The organism is uncultured Paracoccus sp. (assembly GCF_937873615.1).
Classification (GTDB): Bacteria; Pseudomonadota; Alphaproteobacteria; order Rhodobacterales; family Rhodobacteraceae; genus Paracoccus.
In genome coordinates this window covers 1-22,803 of the sequence record NZ_CALMYP010000062.1, presented here as the reverse complement: position 1 = coordinate 22,803, position 22,803 = coordinate 1, and the positions used below count along the sequence as shown (strand labels likewise).

The 22,803-nt window shown below is 64.3% G+C and carries 25 protein-coding genes; 6 read left to right on the top strand and 19 right to left on the bottom strand.

Annotation, left to right across the window (positions count from 1 at the left end; all coding sequences use genetic code 11):
* Positions 1–472 precede the first annotated feature (472 nt).
* Positions 473–925, bottom strand: a complete 453-nt coding sequence (locus Q0330_RS14925) for a MarR family transcriptional regulator (RefSeq protein ID WP_299481095.1) — start codon at positions 923–925, stop codon at positions 473–475.
* 144 nt (positions 926–1,069) lie between these two features.
* On the opposite strand from Q0330_RS14925, the gene Q0330_RS14920 reads away from it, so the two are divergent.
* On the top strand, positions 1,070–2,971 hold the full coding sequence (locus Q0330_RS14920; RefSeq protein ID WP_299481092.1) for an FAD-binding monooxygenase: 1,902 nt from the start codon (positions 1,070–1,072) through the stop codon (positions 2,969–2,971).
* A 64-nt stretch (positions 2,972–3,035) separates the two neighbouring features.
* On the opposite strand, the gene Q0330_RS14915 is transcribed toward Q0330_RS14920, so the two are convergent.
* Both Q0330_RS14915 and Q0330_RS14910 read right to left on the bottom strand, forming a co-directional pair.
* Positions 3,036–4,019, bottom strand: coding sequence for a TRAP transporter substrate-binding protein (locus Q0330_RS14915; protein ID WP_299481090.1), 984 nt, complete (start codon positions 4,017–4,019; stop codon positions 3,036–3,038).
* Between the two features lie 199 nt (positions 4,020–4,218).
* Positions 4,219–5,316: a branched-chain amino acid aminotransferase gene (locus tag Q0330_RS14910; protein WP_299481087.1), complete on the bottom strand. Its 1,098-nt coding sequence runs from the start codon at positions 5,314–5,316 to the stop codon at positions 4,219–4,221.
* A 253-nt stretch (positions 5,317–5,569) separates the two neighbouring features.
* Between Q0330_RS14910 and Q0330_RS14905 the strand changes: the two genes are divergently transcribed.
* Entirely contained in the window at positions 5,570–6,283 is a 714-nt protein-coding gene (locus tag Q0330_RS14905) for a Crp/Fnr family transcriptional regulator (protein WP_299481084.1), read from the top strand.
* Positions 6,284–6,288: 5 nt separating this feature from the next.
* On the opposite strand, the gene Q0330_RS14900 is transcribed toward Q0330_RS14905, so the two are convergent.
* From Q0330_RS14900 to Q0330_RS14875, 6 genes are all read right to left on the bottom strand, one after another.
* A complete protein-coding gene (locus Q0330_RS14900; RefSeq protein ID WP_299481081.1) occupies positions 6,289–6,543 on the bottom strand; it encodes a cytochrome C oxidase subunit IV family protein in 255 nt (84 codons plus the stop codon).
* A gap of 11 nt (positions 6,544–6,554) precedes the next feature.
* Positions 6,555–7,106, bottom strand: coding sequence for a cytochrome c oxidase subunit 3 (locus Q0330_RS14895; RefSeq protein WP_299481078.1), 552 nt, complete (start codon positions 7,104–7,106; stop codon positions 6,555–6,557).
* On the bottom strand, positions 7,103–9,046 hold the full coding sequence (locus tag Q0330_RS14890) for a nitric oxide reductase D protein (protein ID WP_299481075.1): 1,944 nt from the start codon (positions 9,044–9,046) through the stop codon (positions 7,103–7,105). The genes Q0330_RS14895 and Q0330_RS14890 overlap by 4 nt, the downstream gene beginning before the upstream one ends.
* 61 nt (positions 9,047–9,107) lie before the next feature.
* Entirely contained in the window at positions 9,108–9,923 is an 816-nt protein-coding gene (locus Q0330_RS14885; RefSeq protein WP_299481072.1) for a CbbQ/NirQ/NorQ/GpvN family protein, read from the bottom strand.
* A 3-nt stretch (positions 9,924–9,926) separates the two neighbouring features.
* Entirely contained in the window at positions 9,927–11,315 is a 1,389-nt protein-coding gene (locus Q0330_RS14880; RefSeq protein WP_299481069.1) for a cbb3-type cytochrome c oxidase subunit I, read from the bottom strand.
* 14 nt (positions 11,316–11,329) lie between these two features.
* On the bottom strand, positions 11,330–11,782 hold the full coding sequence (locus tag Q0330_RS14875; RefSeq protein ID WP_299481066.1) for a cytochrome c: 453 nt from the start codon (positions 11,780–11,782) through the stop codon (positions 11,330–11,332).
* A gap of 323 nt (positions 11,783–12,105) precedes the next feature.
* Here Q0330_RS14875 and Q0330_RS14870 point away from each other — a divergent pair, with 323 nt between their 5' ends.
* From Q0330_RS14870 to Q0330_RS14860, 3 genes are all read left to right on the top strand, one after another.
* Positions 12,106–13,842, top strand: a complete 1,737-nt coding sequence (locus Q0330_RS14870; protein ID WP_299481063.1) for a nitrite reductase — start codon at positions 12,106–12,108, stop codon at positions 13,840–13,842.
* A gap of 70 nt (positions 13,843–13,912) precedes the next feature.
* Entirely contained in the window at positions 13,913–14,170 is a 258-nt protein-coding gene (locus tag Q0330_RS14865) for a hypothetical protein (RefSeq protein ID WP_299481060.1), read from the top strand.
* Between the two features lie 63 nt (positions 14,171–14,233).
* Complete coding sequence (locus tag Q0330_RS14860; RefSeq protein WP_299481057.1) at positions 14,234–14,980, top strand: sulfite exporter TauE/SafE family protein; 747 nt, start codon at positions 14,234–14,236, stop codon at positions 14,978–14,980.
* On the opposite strand, the gene Q0330_RS14855 is transcribed toward Q0330_RS14860, so the two are convergent.
* Positions 14,977–15,387, bottom strand: coding sequence for a SufE family protein (locus Q0330_RS14855; RefSeq protein ID WP_299481054.1), 411 nt, complete (start codon positions 15,385–15,387; stop codon positions 14,977–14,979). The genes Q0330_RS14860 and Q0330_RS14855 overlap by 4 nt on opposite strands.
* A gap of 115 nt (positions 15,388–15,502) precedes the next feature.
* Between Q0330_RS14855 and Q0330_RS14850 the strand changes: the two genes are divergently transcribed.
* Entirely contained in the window at positions 15,503–16,012 is a 510-nt protein-coding gene (locus Q0330_RS14850) for a hypothetical protein (RefSeq protein WP_299481051.1), read from the top strand.
* On the opposite strand, the gene Q0330_RS14845 is transcribed toward Q0330_RS14850, so the two are convergent.
* From Q0330_RS14845 to rpsB, 9 genes are all read right to left on the bottom strand, one after another.
* Positions 16,009–16,464 carry a GNAT family N-acetyltransferase gene (locus tag Q0330_RS14845; protein ID WP_299481047.1) on the bottom strand — a complete coding sequence of 152 codons (456 nt, stop codon included), beginning with the start codon at positions 16,462–16,464 and terminating at the stop codon, positions 16,009–16,011. The genes Q0330_RS14850 and Q0330_RS14845 overlap by 4 nt on opposite strands.
* 59 nt (positions 16,465–16,523) lie before the next feature.
* Complete coding sequence (locus Q0330_RS14840) at positions 16,524–17,030, bottom strand: DUF4405 domain-containing protein (RefSeq protein ID WP_299481044.1); 507 nt, start codon at positions 17,028–17,030, stop codon at positions 16,524–16,526.
* Between the two features lie 58 nt (positions 17,031–17,088).
* Positions 17,089–17,730, bottom strand: coding sequence for a phosphoribosylanthranilate isomerase (locus Q0330_RS14835; RefSeq protein ID WP_299481041.1), 642 nt, complete (start codon positions 17,728–17,730; stop codon positions 17,089–17,091).
* A 9-nt stretch (positions 17,731–17,739) separates the two neighbouring features.
* Positions 17,740–18,132 carry a lipopolysaccharide assembly LapA domain-containing protein gene (locus Q0330_RS14830; RefSeq protein ID WP_299481038.1) on the bottom strand — a complete coding sequence of 131 codons (393 nt, stop codon included), beginning with the start codon at positions 18,130–18,132 and terminating at the stop codon, positions 17,740–17,742.
* A 40-nt stretch (positions 18,133–18,172) separates the two neighbouring features.
* Positions 18,173–18,457: an integration host factor subunit beta gene (ihfB, locus tag Q0330_RS14825; protein ID WP_299481035.1), complete on the bottom strand. Its 285-nt coding sequence runs from the start codon at positions 18,455–18,457 to the stop codon at positions 18,173–18,175.
* Between the two features lie 171 nt (positions 18,458–18,628).
* Complete coding sequence (rpsA, locus tag Q0330_RS14820) at positions 18,629–20,308, bottom strand: 30S ribosomal protein S1 (RefSeq protein ID WP_299481032.1); 1,680 nt, start codon at positions 20,306–20,308, stop codon at positions 18,629–18,631.
* A 239-nt stretch (positions 20,309–20,547) separates the two neighbouring features.
* Positions 20,548–21,144, bottom strand: coding sequence for a d(CMP) kinase (locus Q0330_RS14815; RefSeq protein WP_299481029.1), 597 nt, complete (start codon positions 21,142–21,144; stop codon positions 20,548–20,550).
* Positions 21,145–21,249: 105 nt separating this feature from the next.
* Positions 21,250–22,128, bottom strand: a complete 879-nt coding sequence (tsf, locus tag Q0330_RS14810) for a translation elongation factor Ts (protein ID WP_299481026.1) — start codon at positions 22,126–22,128, stop codon at positions 21,250–21,252.
* Between the two features lie 70 nt (positions 22,129–22,198).
* Positions 22,199–22,803: 30S ribosomal protein S2 (gene rpsB, locus Q0330_RS14805; RefSeq protein ID WP_299481024.1), on the bottom strand; the 605-nt coding region annotated here is incomplete at its 5' end.

The window sequence follows — 22,803 nt, the reverse complement described above, 5'->3', positions numbered from 1 at the left end:
AAGACCAAACCGCCCGCATATCTCTTCAAGTATACGCAACAATGTCAAATAGCAGACTTCAGAACAAAACAGCCTTGAGGCGCCAATCGCTTAGCGCTTCTTCCAGCCGCCGGTTCCGAAGTGTCCCGAACCGCGTCGCCGCCGTTCGGTGAAGCGGTATTTAGGGCGGGCCGCCGGGACCCGCAAGCAGGAAATCGACGAAAAACTCAAAAAACTTATAATATACTGAAATAACGGTGTTTTTTATAACAGCCCGGCGGCGTTCCTACCTGCGTTGTCACCGATACCGCGATTCTCTTCCAGAATCAGGCGGCACTTCTGGCGGAATCGCCCGGCAACCCACCGCACCAGGACGCACAAGGCGGCACGAATATTGCCCCCTGCCCCGCACCGCGGCAGCACAAAGGGCGATGGGGTGCCGCCTGCGAAACCCGTGAACTCGATCGCCGCAGTCAAGGGAGCGGCGATCAACCTATTCCCGCTCTGCCGCCGCCACCGCCTTCGTCGCGAGCGCGAGGAACTGGCGATACTCTGCGTCCGAAAGCCCCGGCAGGCTGTCGCGCTGCAACGCGTCGACGACGGGGACCAGTTCTGCAAGCACCGCCTGGCCCTGCTCGGTCAGCGACAGGACCTTGGCGCGCTTGTCGCGCGGGCTTGGCCTGCGTGCGATCAGGCCCTTCTGTTCCAGCCGGTCAACCACCGCGCCAATGGTGGCGCGGTCCTTGGCGATGGCAGCGGCTAGGCCGGCCTGATCGATCCCGTCCATGGCGCGAAGCGCGTCGAGTGCGGCGAACTGGATCGGGGTCAGGTCCGATCCCGTCTGCTGGACTCGCTGCGTGAAAAGCTGGGTTGAGAGTTGATGCAGCCGCCGGACCAGATGGCCCGGCATCTGCAGGCTGACCGGCAAGCCATTCGTATCGCTCATGTTTTCCTCGCCCTCTCCAAGCCGCCCGACCATCACTTCGATCAGAATAGCGTAAAATTAGTATCTGCACATACTTTTTATTGCCGAATCGGACCGTAATATAGTAAGTCCACTTACATATTGACGCGATAGGAGGAAACAACGATGCAATATCACTCTGACGGCTTTCGCCCCGGCGACCCGGAAATCTCGGACGCAGCCCCCGGCCGGCCGCTTGGCACCGAGATGCCCGAGCAGGTCGACGTGCTGATCGTCGGCTGCGGCCCGGCCGGGTTGACGCTGGCCGCACAACTGTCAGCCTTTCCCGAGATCACCACCCGCATCGTTGAGCGCCGCCCCGGCCCGATGGAAAAGGGTCAGGCCGACGGCATTTCCTGCCGCTCGATGGAGATGTTCAACGCCTTCGGCTTTGCCGAGAAGGTGCTGAAGCAGGGCTATTGGGTCAATGAGACCACCTTCTGGAAGCCCGATCCGAAGCGGCCCGAACATCTCACCCGCAATGGCCGCATTCAGGATGTCGAGGACGGGCTGTCGGAAATGCCGCATGTCATCCTCAATCAGGCCCGCGTGCATGACATGTATCTGGAGATGATGCGCAACTCGCCCTCGCGGCTGGAACCGGATTATTCGCTGCAACTGGCCGAGCTGACCGTCCAGCCCGGTGCCGAATATCCCGTGGATGTCACGCTGGAACGCAGCGATCCCGAGCATGAGGGCCAGACCGTTAAGCTGCGGGCGAAATATGTCGTCGGCTGCGACGGCGCGCGCAGCAATGTCCGCCGCGCCATCGGTCGGCAACTGGTCGGCGACAGCGCCAATCAGGCCTGGGGGGTGATGGATGTGCTTTGCGAGACGGATTTCCCCGATATCCGCTGCAAGACGCTGATCCAGTCGGCGAAGGAAGGCAATATCATCATCATCCCGCGCGAAGGCGGCTATCTGACCCGGCTTTATATCGAACTCGACAAGCTCGACCGGGATGAGCGCGTGGCCAATCGCAATATCCAGATGGATCAGCTGATCGCGGCGGCGCAGCGGATCTTCCGTCCCTATCGTTTCGAGGTCAGGGAAACCGCCTGGTGGTCGGTCTACGAGATCGGGCAGCGCCTGACCGACAAGTTCGACGATGTGGCCGAGGGCGAGGACCGCCTGCCCCATGTCTTCATCTGCGGCGATGCCTGCCACACCCACAGCCCGAAAGCCGGACAGGGGATGAACGTGTCGATGGGCGATGCCTTCAACCTTGGCTGGAAACTCGCTTTGGTGCTGCGCGGGCAATCCGCGCCCGACCTGCTCAGCAGCTATTCCGCCGAACGGCAGGCGGTGGCGGAGGACCTGATCAATTTCGACCGCGAATGGTCGCGGATCATGAGCGAGCGGCCTGATGCCGCCAGCGACGACAGCGAAACGCCGAAATTCCAGAACTATTTCATCACCCATGGCCGCTACACGGCGGGGATGTCGGTGACCTATACGCCTTCGGCCCTGACCGGCACGGCGGATCATCAGGATCTGGCCAAGGGGTTCGAGATCGGCAGCCGCTTTCATTCCGCCCCGGTGATCCGGCTGGCCGATGCCAAGCCGATGGAGCTTGGCCATACGGTGCTGGCCGATGCCCGCTGGCACCTGTTCGCGTTCACCCCCGACGAGGATCCGATGGCCGAAGGCTCTGCCATCCGCAGGCTCTGCGACTTTCTGGACAGCGATGCCTCGCCCATGCGCCGCTTCACCGCGCCGGGGGCGAATCTGGACAGCGTGATCGACCTGCGCGCCGTGTTCCAGCAGCCCTATCGCGAACTCAGCATCGACAGGATGCCGGCGCTGCTTCTGCCGAAGAAGGGCAAGCTGGGGCTGGTCGATTACGAGAAGATGTTCTGCCCGGACCTGAAGACGGGCCGCGACATCTTCAATCTGCGCGGCATCGACCGCCAGAAGGGTGCCATCGTCATCGTCCGGCCCGACCAGTATGTCGCCCATGTCCTGCCCATCGACGCGCATCGGGCGCTGAGCGATTTCTTCGCCGGCTTCCTGCTGCCGCAGGACTGATGCCAGCAACAAAGCAGAACGGCCCGCCTGTGACGGCGGGCCGTTCGCATTTTCGGAAGGTGGATTACTGCTTCAGCGCCTCGACGAAGGCAGTGGCTTCCAGCCCTTCGGCATCGGCTTCCTCGATCACCTTGGCGACGACCGGGGCGGACAGGTCGTTGAATTTCTGCGCCTCCTCGGGCGAAAGCGTGATGACCTCCTTGCCGGCGGTCGCGGCGAATTCTTCCAGCGCGGTGGTGGCAACCCCGTTCCAGGCGGCAGAGCCGTTCAGCGCCGCCTGCTTGCCGGCTTCCAGAACCACCTGCTGATGTTCCTCGCTCAGATCGCGGAAGCTGTCGCGGTTCATGATCAGGAAGAAATCGGAAATCGAGGTTTCCATCCCCTGCGTCACCGAGCCGGTGACCTCGGCCAGCTTGAACGCATTCAGCGCCGTCGCGTCGATCATGGCGCCGTCCAGAACCCCGGTCTGCATGGCGTTATAGACCTCGGGCGCGGGCATCGAGACGGGCGAGCCGCCCCAGGCCTCGACCACAAGCCCGGCATTGCGCGAGGGGACGCGGATCTTCTTGCCCTTCAGATCCTCCAGCGTGCGAACCGGGGTCTTGCCCATCAGCAGCAGGTTCGGGGCATTGTTCCACAGGCCCAGCAGGACCACGCGCTTGTATTCGTCGGCCAGCATATCGGTATGGGCGACGATCTTCTCGGTCCCGGTATCGGCCGAGATCACGCCCGGCAATTCCGTCAACAGCGTCTTCGGGAAGGTCGAGGCAGTATAGCCCGGCAGGCTGAAGGCGATATCGGCCAGCCCGTCGACGACGCGGCTGTATTGATCCGCCGGCCCCGGCCCGAGTTCGCCGCCCATATATTGGCGGATCGTGACCTCGCCATTGGTGCCCGCCGACACCGCTTCGGCGAAGGGGTTATAGACGGTCTCGACGACGAAATGGGTCGGCGGCTGAAAATCGGCAAGCTTCAGTTCTTCCGCAACGGCAAGCGGCGCGCCGAGGACGAGGGCCGCGGCAGCGGTGGTCAAGGTCTTGATGAACATAAGTTTCCTCCCGGTTCTGGTTATTTCGGCCAAGGGCCGATCCGCAGCGCATTATAGCGCCATCCCTAGGTCTTGCGATTGAAATGCGCAGGCAAACAAATAAGTGAAAGCTATGGCAAGGAAGGGCCGCAAAGATGAAAAAGCCGGACGCCAAAGCGCCCGGCACTGTCAGGAAGGTCAGGCCTCACAGTATAAGGCCTTACAGAATACGGTCGGTCCAGCCATGCGGGTCTGCGGCGCGGCCGAACTGGATATCGGTCAGCGACTTGCGCAGATCGGCGGTGACCGGCCCCATGCCGCCATCGCCGATCTTCAGATCGAAGCCCTGCCCCTTGATCTGCGAGATCGGGGCGACGACGGCCGCCGTGCCGCAGGCAAAGACCTCGACCAGCTTGCCCGAGGCGAGATCGCGGCGCCATTCGTCGATGGCATAGGGGGCCTCGCGCACGGTCATGCCCTTGTCGCGGGCCAGCTGGATCAGCGAATCCCGGGTCACGCCGGGCAGGATCGTCCCGGTCAGCGGCGGGGTCTGCAGGCTGCCATCCTCGAAGACGAAGAAGACGTTCATGCCGGCCAGTTCCTCGATCCAGCGGCGTTCGACCGCGTCGAGGAAGACCACCTGCTCGCAGCCCTGCCGCGCGGCCTCGGCCTGCGCTGCCAGCGCCGCCGCGTAATTGCCGCCGCATTTCGCGGCCCCGGTGCCGCCCGGTGCGGCGCGGGTGAAGTCTTCCGACACCCAGACCGAAACGCCCGCGACGCCGCCCTTGAAATAGGACCCGACCGGCGAGGCGATGACCGCATAAAGGAAGCTGTCCGACGGATGGTTGCCGATGGCGATCTCGGTTCCGATCATGAAGGGGCGCATGTAAAGCGAGCCTTCGCCCTCGGACGGAATCCAGTCGCTGTCGATCCGGGCCAGTTCGCGCACGGTCTCGACGAAAAGATCCTCGGGGATCTGGGCCATGGCCAGTCGGGCGGCGGAATTGTTGAAGCGCCGCGCATTGGCGAAGGGCCGGAACAGACCAGCACCGCCATCGGGATAGCGATAGGTCTTCATGCCCTCGAAGATTTCTCCGGCATAATGCAGCACCATGGTCGAGGGGTTGAAGCTGAGATCATGTCGCGGCCCGATCTTCGCGTCATGCCAGCCCTTTTCGGCGGAATAGCGGATCGTCACCATGTGATCGGTCAGGTATTTCCCGAATCCGGGATTGGCCAGCATCGCCGCGCGCTCGGCGGCGGGCACGGGATTGGCCGATTTCTCGACGGTGATTGCGGTACTGCTTTGCGCGGCCATGGCGATTTTCCCTTCCATTGACGCAGGCCGGGATTGCGGCCCTGCGTAATCTCCCTCTCGCGCCCCGTTGGATGGTAAAAGCCGGCGGCGGCGCAAAACCTGCATTTACATAGCAGCCCCCGAAACGCTCTGCATCATCAGAAATCACCCGATGGCACCGGGGCGGCCGTATCATCGGCGCCCCCGCGCATTGCCAATGGAAGATAAATGACTAGTATGTGGGCAACGCGTGATCACACTCCCGGACATTCCCATGACCCCCGAAATCGCCGCTGCTGCGCAATCCTCGACGCTTCTTGGCCGTCTGCCGAAGGACGCGCTGGATCGGATGATGGATTGCGCCACCCGGCGCGAATACAGCAATGGCGAGACGATCTTCCTGCAGGGAGAGCCGGCGACCGCAATCTTCATGGTCATTCAGGGCGCGGTAAAACTGTTCCGAATCTCTCCCGGCGGGGCCGAGGCCGTGGTGACGATCCTCGGCGAAAGCCGCAGCTTCGGCGAGGCGGTGGCACTTCGCAAGGGTTCCTACCCGGTCTCGGCTGCGGCCATCGCGGATACCAGCCTTCTGCAGATCGACGGCGCGCGCCTGCGCCGGCAGATTCTCGAAGATCCGAATCTGGGCCTGAACCTGCTCACCTCCAGCTATGTGCACCTGCAGGGTCTCGTCGAGCAGATCGAACAGTTGAAGGCGCGCTCGGGCGTGCAGCGTCTGGCGGAATTCCTGATAGAGCTGGCCGCCGGCGAGGATGTCGGGCCGTCAGATACGACGACCAAGCTGACCCTGCCCTATAACAAGACCCTGATCGCCGGCCAGCTTGGCCTGCAACCGGAAAGCCTGTCGCGGGCCTTCGCAAGGCTGCGCGAATTCGGGGTCCGGATCGACGGCTACTATGCCCAGATCGACGATCTGGATCGCCTGCGCGAGATCGCCCAGCAGGACAAGGGCCAGCCCTGGATGCGCTGAACCGCTCAGCCCGCCAGATAAAGCCCCGCCGCCGCCAGCAGGAAGAAGACCAGCCCGGCGCGAAAGCCGCGCCGGATCGCCGGGGCGGTGCGCAGTTCCAGATAATCCGACAGGATGATCGCGGCCTTCAGCCCCGAGATCAGCAGGATCGCCAGCCCGACCGGCTTTGCCGCGACGGGCGGCAGCGCGTGTTGCGACAGCGCCAGCACCGTGGCCCCAAGGCTCAGCGCCATCAGCCAGATCCATGCGCGTGTCAGCATCGCCCCGTCCCTCATTGCAGCAGGTAGATGATCGGAAAAAGCAGCACCCAGACCAGATCGACCATGTGCCAGAACTGCGCACCGACCTCGACGCCCGCCGGCTTCGGCCGGACCGAGACGATCAGCAGGATGACGATCCCGGCGATGACATGGGCGGCGTGAAAACCGGTCAGCAGGAAATAGAAGGTGAAGAAGCTGTTCGTCTCCAGCCCGATGCCCTTGCCGAAGGCATCGCCATATTCGACCGATTTCAGCGCCAGAAAGACCACGCCCAGCCCGGCGGCTGACAGCATCAGCCGGCGCGCGCGCCCCGCCAGCCCATTGCGGATATCGGCCACCGCAAGCGCGGCCAGATAGCCCGAGGTCACCAGCACCACCGTATTGATCCCCGCCGCCGCGCGGTGAAGCTGGTCCTGCGATTGCTGGAACAGCGCCGGATCGGTCAGGCGCAGCGCCAGAAAGACCAGCAGGCAGACGCAGAACACCGCCAGTTCGCTGATGATCAGCACCCACATGATCAGCTCGCCCGGGAACTGGCGCAGGATGGGGTTCTGCCCGCTCATGATCCGACCAGCTGGCGATAGATCTGCGGCAGGGCATGGGTCAGCTTGTCGGGTTCCGGGATCAGCGCATAACCGCCCTGCCCGAAGATGCGCGGGAACCAGCTTTTGCCGTCGCGGTCCACGGTGATGCCGAAGACCGCCTGCCCGGCCCGGCGGGCCTCGCGCACGGCCCGCGCGCTGTCCTCGATCCCGTGGCGGCCCTCGTAATGATCCAGATCGTTGGGCTTGCCGTCGGTGATGATCAGCAGCAGCCGCCGCTTGCGCGCCTGCCGCGCCAGCCCGGCCGAGGCATGGCGGATACCGGCACCGAGCCGGGTATAGAATTGCGGCTTCAGCGAGGCCAGCCGGCGTTCGACCGCAGCCCCCATCGGCTCGTCGAAATCCTTGCAGTCGCTGACGAAGACCCGGTCGCGCCGCAGCGAGGAAAAGGCCTGAATGGCGAAATCGTCGCCGCAGGCATCCAGCCCCCAGGCAAGCGCGGTCAGCGCCTCGCGTTCGATGTCGATCACCGCCCGGCCGGTCACAGCACTTTCGGTCGAGCGCGACACGTCGAGCAGGATCGAGACCGCGAGATTGCGCGCCACCGGCCGCGACTGGCGCCAGATCCGGTCGGTGCCCTGCCCGGTCGCCCGGATCTCGACGCGCGAACGCACCGCGAGATCGTCGTCCAGATCCTCGCCATCGCGATGGCCGGTGGTGACCAGCCGGCCCGGGCGCAGCGCCTCGAACTGGCGGCGCACGGCGCGGATGCGGGCGCGCGCGGCAGGATCGTCCTGCAGGGGAAGCGCCTCGGCCTCCTCGGCCCTCGTGGCCAGCACGCGGACATGATCGGCCATATAGCTGCCGCGCCGCGCATCCCATTCGGGATAGGTGAACGCGCCGGCCAAAGCCTCGCGGTCGGCATCCTCGGGGGCGAGGTCGAGATGCAGTTTCAGCCGCGTCGCCGGGGCCTTGCTGATCTGGCCGAGACCCAGTTCTTCCTGATCGTCGGCGGCCTTCTTGGCATCGTCCTCGTCGTCATCCTCGACCATGCGGTTGAGGTTCAGGAACTCGGCCCAGCTCAGCAAGGCCTCGAAACGGTGCAGGATCAGGCTGTCATTGCGCCGCGCCTGATCGGTCTCGCGCCGGCGGGCGCGGATCACTTTTGGCGCCAGCGGCGCATCCTGTGGCGCGCCTTTGGTATCGGGCGCAAGTGCCACCTGACCCACGGATTTCGCCACCGGCTCGATCTCGGGCCAGATCACCACCGGGCGGAAGGGCTTGTAATCGCGCGGCGCGCGCAGGTCGTCGAAACCGCGATCCAGCGCCTGCAGAAGCGCCTGCGCCCGTTCCGACAGGGATGCACCATCGCCCAGTTGCTGGCGGACCAGTTCCTCGACCGCCGCTTCGTCGCCGCGCAGGCGGGCCACCGGGCGCTGCGCCAGCACCGCCGCCGCCAGCCCGGCATAAAGCCGTTTCAGCCCCGGCGCGTCGTCCAGCGTCGCCGCCACCATCTGCCGCGCCGCCTGCAGACGGGCCAGATCGGCGCGCAGGGGGTCGTCCTCGGCCGCGGTCGGCGGCGCATGGGCAGCCGAGGCCGCAAGCCAGAGATAAAGCGCCTCATTGGCATCGCGGCGGGGAAAGATGGCCAGCGTCTCGGGCAGGCGCAGGGCCTCGCCGTCGAAGCTGGCGCGGGGCAGCGCCTCGGCATCGGTGCCGAGCTTGCGGCGCCAGCCGATGCGGTGCTGGCTGACCCGTTTCGCGGCCGGACGCAATTCCACCGAAGGGCTGCCGCCAAGGCCCCGGAACAGCACCTGAATGCGGCCTGAGACCTCGTTCAGCGCCACCCGCGCTTCAGGGTATTCGCTGGGGGCGTCCAGCCGGCTGGCAAAGGCGTGCCACAGCTTTCCGACCGATTCCTCGGGCTCCCACGGTTCGATCTCGCGCCATTCCGTCGCCATGGCCGGTCCTTTCCTTCTGCCGCCGGGGCCGCGCGCAGGGCGCCCCGGGGCAGGTCCGCATTCAGCCGAAAACGGCCACGACCAGATCGCGCAGGCCGCGCTTGACATCGGGATCGTCGCTCAGCGGCTCGATCATGGCGGCGTCGATGGCGCGGTTGACCGGCATTCCCGCCGCGATCAGGGTCGCGGCATAGACCACCAGCCGGGTCGAAACGCCTTCCTCCAGATCCTGGCCCTTGAGCCCGCGCAGCTTGCCGGCCAGACGGACCAGCCCGGCGGCGCGATCCGCGTCGAGGCCGGATTCGCGGGTGACGATCTCGACCTCGCGCGCGGGCGGCGGGAAGTCGAATTCCATCGCCACGAAACGCTGCCGGGTCGAGGGTTTCAGCGTCTTCAGGATATTCTGGTAACCGGGGTTATAGCTGGCCACCAGCATGAAGCCCGGTGCCGCCTCCAGCTCCTCGCCGGTGCGGTCGATGGGCAGGATGCGGCGGTCGTCGGTCAGCGGGTGCAGCACGACGGTCACGTCCTTGCGCGCCTCGACCACCTCGTCGAGATAGCAGATCGCGCCCTCGCGCACCGCCCGCGTCAACGGACCGTCGACCCAGACCGTCTCGCCGCCCTTCAGCAGGTAACGCCCGATCAGGTCGGCGGCCGACAGATCGTCATGACAGGCGACGGTATAAAGCTTGCGGCCCAGTTTTTCGGCCATGTAGCTGACAAAGCGCGTCTTGCCGCAACCGGTCGGGCCTTTCAGCAGCACTGGCAGATCGGCCTGGGCCGCGGCCTCGAAGACCGCGACCTCGTCGGCCTGCGGCAGGTAGAAGGGGGCGTCAGCCGCCCCCTCCTCTTTCATCTTGGTTGTGATCGCGTTCATGCTCTACTCCGCAGGCTCGACATGAGCGTCCTTGTGCTTCTGCACCGGACCGGCATCGACCATTTCGCGACGCGGCATGGCCACGGCCCAGATGAACAGGAAGGCCCCGATCACCACGGCCAGACCGGCCCCGAAGCGCATCCAGTAGAACAGCGCCAGTGCGTCTTGGACATCCATGTAATAGTCGCCCTCGACCCGCTGCAGATGGGTCTGGATGGTGCCGGCGAAGGTCAGCACGAAGGTCATGAACAGCATCCCGCCCGACATCAGCCAGAAGCTCGCCATGTTGAGCACCTGATTATAGGGATCGCGGTTCCTCAGGATCGGCATCGTATAGGTGACGATCGCGAGGATCAGGCAGACATAGGCACCGTAGAAGGCAAGGTGACCATGCGCGGCGGTGATCTGCGTGCCGTGGCTGTAATAGTTGACCCCGTGCAGCGTATGCAGGAAGCCCCAGATCCCGGCGCCGAAGAAGGCCAGAACCGTGCAGCCGAGCGACCACACAAGTGCTGCCTTGTTCGGATGATCGCGCCGACCTTTCCAGACCATGACGAAGGCGAAGGACATCATCGCGAAGAACGGGATGATCTCGAAGCTGGAGAAGATCGAGCCGATCCACTGCCAGTAAGCCGGCAGACCGATCCAGTAGTAATGGTGCCCGGTCCCGAGGATCCCCGAGAAGAGCGCCGTGGCGACGATGACGTAAAGCCATTTCTCGACCACTTCGCGGTCGACGCCGGTCAGCTTCAGCATCAGGAAGGCCAGGATCGACGCCATGATCAGCTCCCACACGCCTTCCACCCAGAGATGGACGACCCACCACCAGTATTGCTTGTCGAGCACCAGGTTCGACGGGTTGTAGAAGGCAAACAGCCAGAGCAGCGCCAGCGCCCAGAGGCCCAGCAGCAGCACGTTGGAAATCGCCGTCTTGCGCCCTTTCAGCACGGTCATGCTGACATTATAAAGGAAGATCAGCGCGGCGACGGTGATGCCGATCTTGACCCAGGTCGGCTGTTCGAGGAACTCGCGCCCCTGCTTGCCCAGCAGCCAGTTGCCCTGGAACAGGTCGAACAGATAGGTCACGACGACGCCCGCCGTGCCGAGGATCAGGATGAAGAGCTGCAGATAGGCCAGCCCGGGTGAGTGGATTTCACGCTCTGCCTCTTCCGGGATGATGAAATAGGCCGAGCCGAAGAAGCCCAGAAGCAGCCAGACGATAAGGCTGTTGGAATGCAGCATCCGGGCGATGTTGAAGGGCAGAAGTTCCGACAGGAAGTTCGGGCTGACATAGATCCAGCCCATGATCAGCCCCATGGTGACCTGCACCGCGAACAGCGCCATTGCCGTCGCGAAATAGGCCAAGGCGATGCGTTGAGATCTGTATTTCATTTCTCGGTCCCCCTTCAGCCCGCTTCGTTGGGCGGCCAGCCCTGGGTGTTGATCTTGCTGGTCCAGATCAGGAAATCGGACAGTTCGCGATATTCCTCATCGGACAGGTTGAATTGCGGCATCTGGCGGCGCCCCTCGATTCCGGTGGGCATTGCGTCCATCCAGGTCTTGAGCGCCTCGGTCGCCGCCTCCGGATCGTCCTGAACGCCCCAGCGAATCATGACGTTGCCCAGTTCCGGGGCGAAATAGGCGCCCTCGCCCAGGATGGTGTGACAGTTGATACAGGCGTGTTTTTCCCAGACATGCTTGCCCGCGGCAACGCTTTCGTTCAGTCCCTCTTTGTCGATCGCGGTATTGGCGGCGTAAAGGTGGCTATGCACCGTCAGCACACCAAAGACCGCGATGAAAAACAGCGACCCCCCGTAAAAGACGTTTCGGGCCATGCCTTTGGTCATGATGTCGCTCATGCCGACGGTCCCTTCGTTGAAATGGCAGATAGAACCGCATTGAACCCTGCAAGGGGTTGCAACCTTGACGGATGTCAACTTCGCGGCATTTCGCCGCAGAAGAACCGGAAATCAGCGGGATAAGACCGATCCGGCCCGGCTGCGGAAGACCGCTTCGTCCAGTCAGGATTGGGCCGAAGCCACCTTGCAAGGATAACTGCGCCGGGACGGTATTCCGCCCGGCTGAATGCGCCGGCATTTCGGTCCTTAACAACGGTCAAGGCAGGGGTGACCGGTTCTGGTAGGCGGGATGGCGCGCGAACCTCTATCGGAGACATGCCAGCATGAACATTTTGCCAACCTCCGTTCGGACCGGCCTGCTTGCCTCCGCGGCCTTTGCCTTCGCCCTCGGCGTCGGCGCAGTCGCCGCGCAGGAAGCGGCGCCTGCGGAGAATGCGACAGAAGCGCCCGCAGCGAACGACAACCAAGCGCCAGCAGAAGCCGAGGGTATTCCGACGCTGACGGAGGCCGAACTCGAAGAAGCCAACAAGATCTATTTCGAACGTTGCGCCGGCTGCCACGGCGTGTTGCGCAAGGGCGCGACCGGCAAGGCGCTGACGCCGGATCTGACCCGCGAACTGGGTTACGATTACCTGCACAGCTTCATCACCTACGGCTCGCCCGCAGGGATGCCGAACTGGGGCACCTCGGGCGATCTGACCGAGGATGAAGTCTCGCTGATGGCGAAATACGTCATGCAGGACCCGTCCGCGCCGCCGGAATGGGGCATGGACAAGATGCAGGAGACCTGGAAGGTCATCGTCCCGCCGGAAGACCGCCCGACCGAGAAGATGAACGACTGGGATCTGGAAAACCTGTTCAGCGTCACCCTGCGCGACGCCGGTCAGGTCGCCCTGATCGACGGCGGCACCTACGAGATCAAGAAGGTGCTGGATACCGGTTACGCCGTCCATATCAGCCGGTTGTCCGCTTCGGGCCGCTACCTGCTGGTCATCGGTCGCGATGCCAAGGTCGACATGATCGACCTGTGGATGGAAGACCCCTCGATCGTCGCCACGATCAAGGTCGGCTCCGAGGCGCGTTCGGTCGAGACCTCGAAATTCGAGGGCTGGGAAGACAAATACGCCATTGCCGGTGCCTATTGGCCGCCGCAATACGTGATCATGGACGGCGCCACGCTGGAGCCGCTGAAGATCGTCTCGACCCGTGGCATGGTCTATGACGAGCAGACCTATCACCCCGAACCGCGTGTTGCGGCGATCCTGGCCAGCCACTATCGGCCGGAATTCATCGTCAACATCAAGGAGACCGGGAAGATCCAGCTGGTCGACTATACCGACCTGACCAACCTGAAGATCACCGAGATCGAGGCCGAGCGCTTCCTGCATGACGGCGGGTTGGACAGCACGCATCGCTACTTTATCACCGCAGCGAATGCGCGTGGCAAGGTCGTGGTCATCGACACCAAGGAAGGCACGCTGGAAGCGGTGACCGAAACAGGCGGCGAGACCCCGCATCCGGGCCGTGGCGCCAACTTCACCCACCCGACCTTCGGGCCGGTCTGGGCGACCTCGCACCTTGGCGACGATTCGGTGGCGCTGCTCGGGACCGACCCGGAAGGCCATGCCGACAGTGCCTGGAAACTGGTCGACAGCTTCCCCGCGCTTGGCGGCGGCTCGCTGTTCATCAAGACCTATCCGGGTTCGAACCACGTCTATGTCGACGCCACTCTGAACCCCGATCCCGAGATTTCGGGCGAGGTCGCGGTCTTCGACATCGACAAACTGCCGGCCGATACCGAGGTCGACCCGGAATTCACCATCCTGCCCATCGCCGAATGGGCCGAGATCGAGGACGGCCAGCCGCGCGTCGTTCAGGGTGAATTCAACAAGGACGGGACCGAAGTCTGGTTCTCGGTCTGGAACGCCAAGGACAAGGAATCGGCCATCGTCGTGGTCGATGACGCGACGCTGGAGCTGAAGCAGGTGATCAAGGACCCGCGCCTGATCACGCCGACCGGCAAGTTCAACGTCCAGAACACGATGGGCGACATCTACTAAGCCTATCCCGGATGGGGCGCGCTGTCAGGGCGCGCCCCGTTTTCATTCACCACCTGCCTGCATCCGGCGCATGACCCGATCCGACCCGACATCGCAAGACGACGCGCGCAACCGCCCATCCTGGCGGCTGGCGCTTCTGCTTTATCCCTTCGTGGTGCTCGCGATCTCGATCAACCTGTTCATGCTTGGCCTGCTGGCGACATGGCTCGGCTGGCCGCATATCCCGCCGGTGCCGGCACTCATTGCCTCGCTGTTTCTGGCCCTGCCCACCAATTACGCCGCGACCCGCTGGATCGAGCGCCTGATCGCCCGCGCCGAATCCCGTTAACCGGCGACAAGCGCGCATTTTTTCGGCTTCCCCCGGCCCTGCCGCCGTGCCAGCTTGCCCGGCATGGCTGACCTGATTCTAATCCTCATGGCCGGGTTTCTCGGCGGGCTGCTGAACGCGATTGCGGGCGGCGGCACCTTCATCACCTTCCCGGCCCTGGTCTTTACCGGCATCCCCGAGATTGCCGCCAACGCGACCTCGACCGTGGCGGCGATGCCGGGCTATCTCTCGGCCGCCATCGGTTTTCGCAAGGATATCGCCGAGTTGGACCGCCGCCTGCTTTTGCGCCTGACCGGCTGGTCGATGCTGGGCGGTGCCATCGGATCGGGCCTGCTGCTGATTTCGTCGAACAAGGCCTTCGCGGTGCTGATCCCCTTCCTGCTGCTCGGCGCGACGCTGGTTTTCCTGAGGGGGGCGCAGATCCGCGAATGGGCGGCCCGCCAGCGCGGCACCGTCACCGCCTTCGGCGCAGGAACCATGATCCCGGTCGCGATCTATGGCGGCTTCTTCAATGGCGGCCTTGGAATCGTGCTGCTGGCGCTGTTCTCGATGTGGGGGATGACCAACCTGCACGCGATGAACGGGCTGAAATGCTGGCTCAGCTTCGCGCTGTCGGTGATCTCTATCGCGATCTTCGCGGCGGGCGGCAAGATCGTCTGGGTCCCGGCCCTGGTCATGGGCTTGGGAACCATCCTCGGCGGGCTGGCGGGTGCGCCTGTCGCGCGCCGCATCCCGATCCCGATGCTGCGCGCGCTGATCGCGGCCATCGGCTTCGGAATGACCGCTGTCTTCCTGTTCCGGCTGTTCTAACCCGCTGCCGCCGCGTGGTCGCGGATGCGCTGCACCATCGCCCGCAACCCGTTCGAGCGTTGCGCCGAAAGATGTTCCTCCAGCCCCAGCCGACCCAGTTCGGCACCGGCATCGACCCCGGCGACCTCGGCCACCGGCAGGCCCGCGAACAGCGCATGGACAACCGCCACCAGCCCGCGCACGATCAGCGCATCGCTGTCGCCGATGAAGTCGAAGCGCCCATCCGCGACCTTCGGCACGATCCAGACCTGACTGGCGCAACCATCGACCTTGCTGGCCGGCGTCTGCAGGGCCGCATCCATGGCCGGCATCGCCTTGCCGATCTCGATCAGGTGGCGATAGCGATCCTCCCAGTCATCCAGGAATTCGAACGTCTCGACGATCTCTTCGAAGGCTTCGGTGCTCATTCTTCGCCCTCCTTGGCCCGCCCCTGCTAACGCGGGTGGCGGCGAAGGTCAAAGAGGCTTTCGCCTTGCCGGTCGATCGCCTATCACTGGCGCAAGGATATAGGCTGGAGAGACCATGCGCATCGCCACATTCGCCCTGACCCTTGGCGCCATTCTTGCCGTAAGCGGCTGTTCCCGCTTCGGCAGCGACAGCGGGCTGAACCCGTTTGGCTGGTTCGGCGGCGCGCGCGCACCCTCGACGCTGGAACCCCGTGGCGGATGGAAGGACCAGGCCGACGACCCGAGAGAGCCGGTGCCGCAGATCCTCTCGGCCGGGTTCCAGCCGATGAACGAGGGCAAGCTGCTGGTGGTGCAGGCCTATGCCCCGGTCAAGGGCTGGTGGGATCTGGAAATCGTGACCGAGGAAATCCAGCCCGAAAACCAGCTGCGCCCCGGCCTCGACGGCGTGCTGCGCCTGGTGCTGGTCGGCAACCCGCCGCTGACCGGCAGCCCCGAGGCCAGCATGGCGGCCAATCCGCAGGTCGATCAGATGACGGTGGCCCTGCCGATCTCGACCATCAAACTGTCGCGGATCCGCGAGATTCAGATCCGCTCGGCCAGCGGCGCGGTCTCGCTGCGGCCCTAAAGCGGCTTCTTGAAACCGATATGGCTGGGCGCATAGCCCAGTCTTTCATAGAATCGATGCGCATCCTTGCGGCTGGCATTGCTGGTCAGCTGGATCAGCCGGGCACCGCCCGCCCGCGCCCTGGCCTCGGCATCCGCCATCAGCGCCGCCCCCGCCCCCTGCCCACGCAGGCCGGCATCGACGCGCACCGCCTCGATCTGCGCCCGCCGCGCGGCAGATAAAGACAGACCCGAGATCAGCGTCAGTTGATAGGTGGCAACGACACGGCCCCCGGCCTCTCCGACATAAAGAACATTGCCGCCCTCGGCCTGCATGGCGTCGAAGGCGGCATGATAGGGCGCGGGATCGGGGCTTTCGCGCCCCTGCCCCAGCACGTCATCGGCCAGAAGCGCCAGGACAGCGGGCACGTCTTCACGCGTGGCGGGGCGAAAGCTCAGGGCGGCATCGGGCATGGATCACCTTTGGTTGCCGCCCGACCCTACCCGCCCTCAGACCCAGGCGAAAGCTGCGATCACTGGCCGGCAATGGCCGGCGGCAGCAGCGCCGCGAAAAGCGCCGTAGGCTCCTTTCCTGCGGCAGTCGCGGCCTCGGTCAGGGACTGGCCCGGGGCGACGGTGACGCCCTGGGCGGCCAGACGCTCGGTCAAGGCTTCGGGCGTGGTGCCAAGCGCCGGGGCCAGAACCTCGGGCGCGGCCTGCAGAAGCTGGCCGGCAATGGCGAATTGCGGCGGCCCGCCACGCTGCGGCGCGTTGGAGGGCAGCAGATAGTAGCCGGCGGCCAGCACCGACACGATCAGCGCCACCGCCATCGGCGCATGACGGAAATAGACGGTAAAGGCGCGCCAGTTGCGCCAGATATGCAGCGCGAAGGGCAGGATCAGCACCATGCTGAGCCATTCATGCTTGGGGCGAAACCCGATCGGCCCGACGTGAAAGAAGATGGCGATGCCAGAAATCAGCGAAACCAGAAACAATCCGGTGGTGAGAGGGGTCGCATAGCGGCGAAAGAACTGGGTCATAGTCTACCTGTCTCGTTATCAAACGAGACCCGGTTAACAGGTCGAAAGGAAACTCAACCTAAACACCGCCGCGCGCAGCTGCGACAAAAGCGCCGATCAGGGTCGTATCCTTCTGCCCCGGCGCGCTTTCCACGCCCGAGGAGACATCGACGATGCGCGCCCCGGTCAGGCGGACCGCCTCGGCGACGTTATCGGGCGTGAGCCCGCCGGCCAGCATCCACGGCACCAGCCATTTGCGCCCGACCAGCAACCGCCAGTCGAATGAAAGCCCGTTGCCCCCCGGCAAGGCGGCATCCTTCGGCGGCTTGGCATCGACCAGAAGCATGTCGGCCACCAGCCCGTAATCCCAGAGCGCATCGAGATCGGTCGCATCGGCCACGCCGACCGCCTTCATCACCGGCAGACCGGTGCGGGCGCGAATTTCGGTGACCCGGGCCGGGGTCTCGGCACCGTGAAGCTGCAACAGATCGAGCGGCACTTGCGCCAGCACCGCATCCAGCAGCGTATCGTCGGGTTCGACCAACAGCCCCACCCGGGCGATGCCCGGCGGCACCTCTGCCGCAAGCGCGGCCGCCGTCGCGATATCCAGATGGCGGGGCGATTTCGGGAAGAAGACGAAGCCGACAAAGGCGGCGCCGGCCCCGACCGCAGCCGAGACATGCTCGGGCCGGGTCAGGCCGCAGATCTTGACCTGTGCCAATTCAGCGGCCTAGCGGGTCGCCGGCAGGGTCGTGCCAGAAGCGGGCTTCGCGCCACGCGGCTGATCGATGATCGCCAGAACCTCGTCATTCGGGGCGTTATGCTGCTTGCGAAGCGAGCCGACCTCGCGCTCCAGCCGGTCGACCTCGAACTTGCGACGCGAGGATTCGCTGCGGATATGCGCCTCGCGCAGCCATTCCCAGATGAAGCCGACGACGATGCCGAAGACGATGGACAGGAAGATGATCAGGAAAAGCGGCAGGTTCAGCTGCCAGTCGAAGCCCAGATATTGCTCGAACCCCGCAGGAAAGGCACGGACGGTCACCATGCCGCGATTGGCCAGGGCGATGGCGATCAGCACTATGGCCAGGGCAGCGACGAAAAGAAGGCGGATGAAGCGCATGACGACTTACCTCGGGTTGGTCCTGTCCTGATGTGCCAGATCAGGCCTCGCCGTTCAACCTGTCACGCAAGAGCTTGCCGGTCTTGAAGAAGGGCACATGCTTTTCCTCGACCGGGACGGATTCGCCGGTGCGCGGGTTGCGCCCCACCCGGGCGTCGCGCCTTTTCACGGAAAACGCGCCGAATCCGCGCAGTTCCACCCGCTCGCCGCGCGCCATCGCGTCGATGACCTCGTCGAAGATGGTCGACACGATCCGGTCGACGTCGCGCTGAACGAGATGCGGATTCTCCTCGGCGATTTTCTGGATAAGCTCGGACCTAATCATGGCACCCCCGGAATAGAACTAGATGACCGAATCTGCGTTTCACGCCTGTCGTCACAGTCGAAACGCGAAAATTATCATTTGGTTGCACGTTTTCTACCAGAAGGTCAAAGCGCAAATGAAAAACGCCCCCGGCCAGGCGGCCGGGGGCGTCGATCTTGGCGTCAGGGGCGCTTATTCGCGGCTTTTCAGCGCGGCACCCAGGATGTCACCCAGCGAGGCGCCCGAATCCGAGCTGCCATACTGTTCGACGGCCTCTTTCTCTTCGGCGATCTCGCGGGCCTTGATCGACAGGCCAAGGCGACGCGACTTGGCGTCGACATTGGTCACGCGCACATCGACATGGTCGCCGACGCCGAAACGCTCGGGGCGCTGATCCTGACGGTCGCGGGCCAGATCCGAGCGGCGGATGAACGACTTGGCGCCGTTATATTCCACCTCGATCCCGCCGTCTTCGATGGCGGTCACGGTCACGGTGATCACGTCGCCACGCTTCACGCCTTCGACGGCTTCGGCCATGGCTTCGTTTTCAAGCGCCTTGATCGACAGCGAGATACGCTCTTTCTCGATATCGACTTCCTGAACGACGGCTTTCACCACATCGCCCTTGCGGAAGTCCTGGATGGCGTCCTCGCCACGGGCATCCCACGAGATGTCCGAGAGGTGCACCATGCCGTCGATATCGCCTTCGAGGCCGACGAACAGACCGAACTCGGTGATGTTCTTGACTTCGCCTTCGATGACGGTGCCGGCCGGATGGGTCTCGGCGAAGACTTCCCACGGGTTGCGCATGGTCTGCTTGAGACCCAGGCTGACCCGGCGCTTGGCTTCGTCGATTTCCAGCACCATGACATCGACTTCCTGAGAGGTCGAGACGATCTTGCCGGGATGGACGTTCTTCTTGGTCCAGCTCATTTCCGAGACGTGGACCAGACCCTCAATCCCCGCTTCCAGCTCAACGAAGGCACCGTAATCGGTGATGTTGGTGACGCGGCCCTGATGGACCGAGCCGATCGGGAACTTGTCGGCGACGGTATCCCACGGATCGGCCTGCAGCTGCTTCATGCCGAGGCTGATGCGGTGGCTGTCGCGGTTGATCTTGATGACCTGAACCTTGACGGTCTCGCCGATCGTCAGGATTTCCGACGGGTGATTGACGCGGCGCCAGGCCATGTCGGTGACGTGCAGAAGCCCGTCGACACCGCCCAGATCCACGAAGGCACCGTATTCGGTGATGTTCTTGACGACGCCGTCGACAACCTGGCCTTCGGTCAGGTTCGAGATGACTTCGGCGCGCTGCTCGGCGCGGCTTTCTTCCAGGATGGCGCGGCGCGAGACAACGATATTGCCACGGCGACGGTCCATTTTCAGGATCTGGAAGGGCTGCTTGAGACCCATCAGCGGGCCGGCATCGCGCACCGGGCGCACATCGACCTGCGAGCCGGGCAGGAAGGCCACGGCACCGCCCAGATCGACGGTGAAGCCACCCTTGACGCGGCCGAAGATGGCGCCATCGACGCGCTCTTCCGCGGCATAGGCTTTTTCCAGGCGGTCCCAGGCTTCCTCGCGGCGGGCTTTCTCGCGCGAGATCGAGGCTTCGCCACGGGCGTTTTCGACCCGGTCCAGATAGACCTCGACCTCGTCGCCGACGGCGAGTTGGGCGTCTTCACCGGGATTTGCGAATTCCTTCAGATCGACGCGGCCTTCCATCTTGTAGCCGACATCGATGATGGCCTGGCCCGCCTCGATGGCGATAACCCGGCCCTTGACGACAGACCCTTCGTCGGGCGTGTCGATTTCGAGGCTTTCATTCAGCAGCGCCTCGAATTCTTCCATGCTTGTGCGTTCAGCCATAAGCTTTCAGTTTCCTTTACGTTGATATACTGGCCTGACGGTTGGCTCCGCCGGTCTTTATGAGGCCCCTCGGAACGACAAAGGGTCGTGGCACATGCCCGACCCGATCAGTAGCGGCCTGTTCTGGCCATGTCATTCGATTGACTTGGCCGCGCATATAGGCCGAATCGCCCTGTCTCACAAGCCCGCAAGCATGGGAAACGGCAAGAAATACCGGTTTTTCGCCGGTTTTCGCCGGTTCAGCACCCGCCGGCGCCACGGCGTGCGATGACCAGCTTCACCGACCGGGTCACGGCCTCGGTGACCGACATCTCGGTGGTATCCAGCGTCACCGCATCCTCGGCGGCGCGCAGGGGCGCGGTGGCGCGGGCGCTGTCGCGGGCGTCGCGTTCGCGCAGGGCGGCCAGCGTCTCCACCGGATCGGCGCCCAGCTCGCTGGCCCGGCGCAGGGCGCGCACCTCGTCCGAGGCCGTCACATAAAGCTTCAGCTCGGCTTCGGGGCAGATGACGGTGCCGATATCGCGACCGTCCAGCACCGCCCCCGGCTCCTGCCGCGCAAAGCGGCGCTGATAATCGACGAGCGCCGCGCGCACCTCGGGGATGGCCGCGACCCGGCTGGCCGCCTGCCCGGCCTCGCTGCTGCGCAGATCCTCGCGGGCCAGATCCTCGACCGTCAGGCCAAGTGCCGCCGCCACCGGATCGCCGCCCTTGGCACCGACAGCACGGTAAAGCAGCCCGGTATCGAGGTGATGGAAACGGAAACGCTGCGCCAGAGCGCGGGCAATGGTCCCCTTGCCCGAGGCCGCCGGTCCGTCAATGGCAATGGTGAATGGCATGTCTGTCTCGCTCTAGCACTGGCAGTTTTCCACACACAAAGCGCGGCAGGCAATGAAAAACGCCGGCCCCTCGCAGGACCGGCGCGTTTCGTGCAGGGACCGGGATCAGTTCCCGCTCAGGGTCTTGGCGACCTCGGCGGCGAAATCCTCTTCCTTCTTCTCGATGCCCTCGCCGACGCCCATGCGGACGAAGGAGACGACTTCGACACCGGCATCCTTCGCGGCCTGGGCCACGGTGATATCGGGGTTGATGACGAATTTCTGGCCCAGCAGGGTCACTTCCTCGAAGAACTTCGCCATCCGGCCGACGATCATCTTCTCGATCACCGCATCCGGCTTGCCGGATTCGCGCGCCTGCTCGGTCAGGACCGACTTTTCGCGCTCGACAAGCGCCGGGTCCAGATCGGCTTCCGACAGCGAGGCCGGGTTGGTGGCGGCGATATGCATGGCGATCTGCTTGCCGATCTCGGGGTTCGAGCCCTTCAGCGCGACCAGCACACCGATCTTGCCCATGCCGTCAGTGGCGGCGTTGTGGACATAGGAGACCACGCTGTCGCCCTTGACCTCGGCCATGCGGCGCAGGTCCATCTTCTCGCCGATCTTGGCGACGGCATCGGTGATGACCTCGCTGACCGGCTTGCCGTTCAGTTTCGCGTCGCGCAGCTGATCGACGTTATCGACGCCGAGCGCGGTTTCGGCGATGCCGCGAACCATGGTCTGAAACTCGGCGTTCTTGCCGACGAAATCGGTTTCCGAGTTCACCTCGACCGCAACGCCCTTGCCGTCCTTCACGGCCACGGCAACCAGACCCTCGGCCGCGATGCGGTCCGATTTCTTGGCCGCCTTGGCCAGACCCTTGGTGCGCAGCCAGTCGACGGCGGCTTCCATGTCGCCATCGGTCTCGGTCAGCGCCTTCTTCGCGTCCATCATGCCTGCGCCGGTCGATTCGCGCAGTTCCTTCACCATCTGAGCGGTGACAGCCATCTGGCCTCTCCTTCTATAGGGATCGGACGGGACATAGCCCCGCCCGTTGACATTTCAATGACGCGCGCGATCAGGCGTCGGATTCGGCGGCGACGGTTTCTTCCGCTGCCAGTTCTTCGGCCGGGGCCTCGGCAAGCGCGCCGAGATCGACACCGGCGGCACCCATCTGCGCCGACATGCCGTCAAGTGCGGCGCGGCTGGCCAGATCGGTGTAAAGCGCGATGGCGCGGGCGGCGTCGTCATTGCCGGGGATGATGTAATCCACACCCTCGGGCGAGCAGTTGGTATCGACCACGGCGACGACCGGGATGCCCAGCTTCTTGGCTTCCAGGATGGCCAGGTCTTCCTTGTTGACGTCGATGACGAAGATCAGGTCCGGCAGACCGCCCATTTCACGGATCCCGCCCAGCGAAGCCTGCAGCTTGGCCTGCTCGCGCTCAAGCTGGAGACGCTCTTTCTTGGTCAGCCCCTCGGCGCCCTGCGCCATCGCCTCGTCAATGGCTTTCAGGCGGTTGATCGACTGGGAAACGGTCTTCCAGTTGGTCAGCGTGCCACCCAGCCAGCGGTGGTTCATATAGAACTGCGCCGATTTTTCGGCGGCATCGGCCACGGCTCTCTGGGCCTGACGCTTGGTGCCGACGAACAGCACGCGGCCGCCCTTGGCGACGGTGTCGC

Bases quoted from the DNA above. Each gene is read 5' to 3' on its own strand.
- Q0330_RS14925 (WP_299481095.1), bottom strand. From the start codon at position 925: ATGAGCGATACGAATGGCTTGCCGGTCAGCCTGCAGATGCCGGGCCAT.
- Q0330_RS14920 (WP_299481092.1), top strand. From the start codon at position 1,070: ATGCAATATCACTCTGACGGCTTTCGCCCCGGCGACCCGGAAATCTCG.
- Q0330_RS14915 (WP_299481090.1), bottom strand. From the start codon at position 4,019: ATGTTCATCAAGACCTTGACCACCGCTGCCGCGGCCCTCGTCCTCGGC.
- Q0330_RS14910 (WP_299481087.1), bottom strand. From the start codon at position 5,316: ATGGCCGCGCAAAGCAGTACCGCAATCACCGTCGAGAAATCGGCCAAT.
- Q0330_RS14905 (WP_299481084.1), top strand. From the start codon at position 5,570: ATGACCCCCGAAATCGCCGCTGCTGCGCAATCCTCGACGCTTCTTGGC.
- Q0330_RS14900 (WP_299481081.1), bottom strand. From the start codon at position 6,543: ATGCTGACACGCGCATGGATCTGGCTGATGGCGCTGAGCCTTGGGGCC.
- Q0330_RS14895 (WP_299481078.1), bottom strand. From the start codon at position 7,106: ATGAGCGGGCAGAACCCCATCCTGCGCCAGTTCCCGGGCGAGCTGATC.
- Q0330_RS14890 (WP_299481075.1), bottom strand. From the start codon at position 9,046: ATGGCGACGGAATGGCGCGAGATCGAACCGTGGGAGCCCGAGGAATCG.
- Q0330_RS14885 (WP_299481072.1), bottom strand. From the start codon at position 9,923: ATGAACGCGATCACAACCAAGATGAAAGAGGAGGGGGCGGCTGACGCC.
- Q0330_RS14880 (WP_299481069.1), bottom strand. From the start codon at position 11,315: ATGAAATACAGATCTCAACGCATCGCCTTGGCCTATTTCGCGACGGCA.
- Q0330_RS14875 (WP_299481066.1), bottom strand. From the start codon at position 11,782: ATGAGCGACATCATGACCAAAGGCATGGCCCGAAACGTCTTTTACGGG.
- Q0330_RS14870 (WP_299481063.1), top strand. From the start codon at position 12,106: ATGAACATTTTGCCAACCTCCGTTCGGACCGGCCTGCTTGCCTCCGCG.
- Q0330_RS14865 (WP_299481060.1), top strand. From the start codon at position 13,913: ATGACCCGATCCGACCCGACATCGCAAGACGACGCGCGCAACCGCCCA.
- Q0330_RS14860 (WP_299481057.1), top strand. From the start codon at position 14,234: ATGGCTGACCTGATTCTAATCCTCATGGCCGGGTTTCTCGGCGGGCTG.
- Q0330_RS14855 (WP_299481054.1), bottom strand. From the start codon at position 15,387: ATGAGCACCGAAGCCTTCGAAGAGATCGTCGAGACGTTCGAATTCCTG.
- Q0330_RS14850 (WP_299481051.1), top strand. From the start codon at position 15,503: ATGCGCATCGCCACATTCGCCCTGACCCTTGGCGCCATTCTTGCCGTA.
- Q0330_RS14845 (WP_299481047.1), bottom strand. From the start codon at position 16,464: ATGCCCGATGCCGCCCTGAGCTTTCGCCCCGCCACGCGTGAAGACGTG.
- Q0330_RS14840 (WP_299481044.1), bottom strand. From the start codon at position 17,030: ATGACCCAGTTCTTTCGCCGCTATGCGACCCCTCTCACCACCGGATTG.
- Q0330_RS14830 (WP_299481038.1), bottom strand. From the start codon at position 18,132: ATGCGCTTCATCCGCCTTCTTTTCGTCGCTGCCCTGGCCATAGTGCTG.
- ihfB (WP_299481035.1), bottom strand. From the start codon at position 18,457: ATGATTAGGTCCGAGCTTATCCAGAAAATCGCCGAGGAGAATCCGCAT.
- rpsA (WP_299481032.1), bottom strand. From the start codon at position 20,308: ATGGCTGAACGCACAAGCATGGAAGAATTCGAGGCGCTGCTGAATGAA.
- Q0330_RS14815 (WP_299481029.1), bottom strand. From the start codon at position 21,144: ATGCCATTCACCATTGCCATTGACGGACCGGCGGCCTCGGGCAAGGGG.
- tsf (WP_299481026.1), bottom strand. From the start codon at position 22,128: ATGGCTGTCACCGCTCAGATGGTGAAGGAACTGCGCGAATCGACCGGC.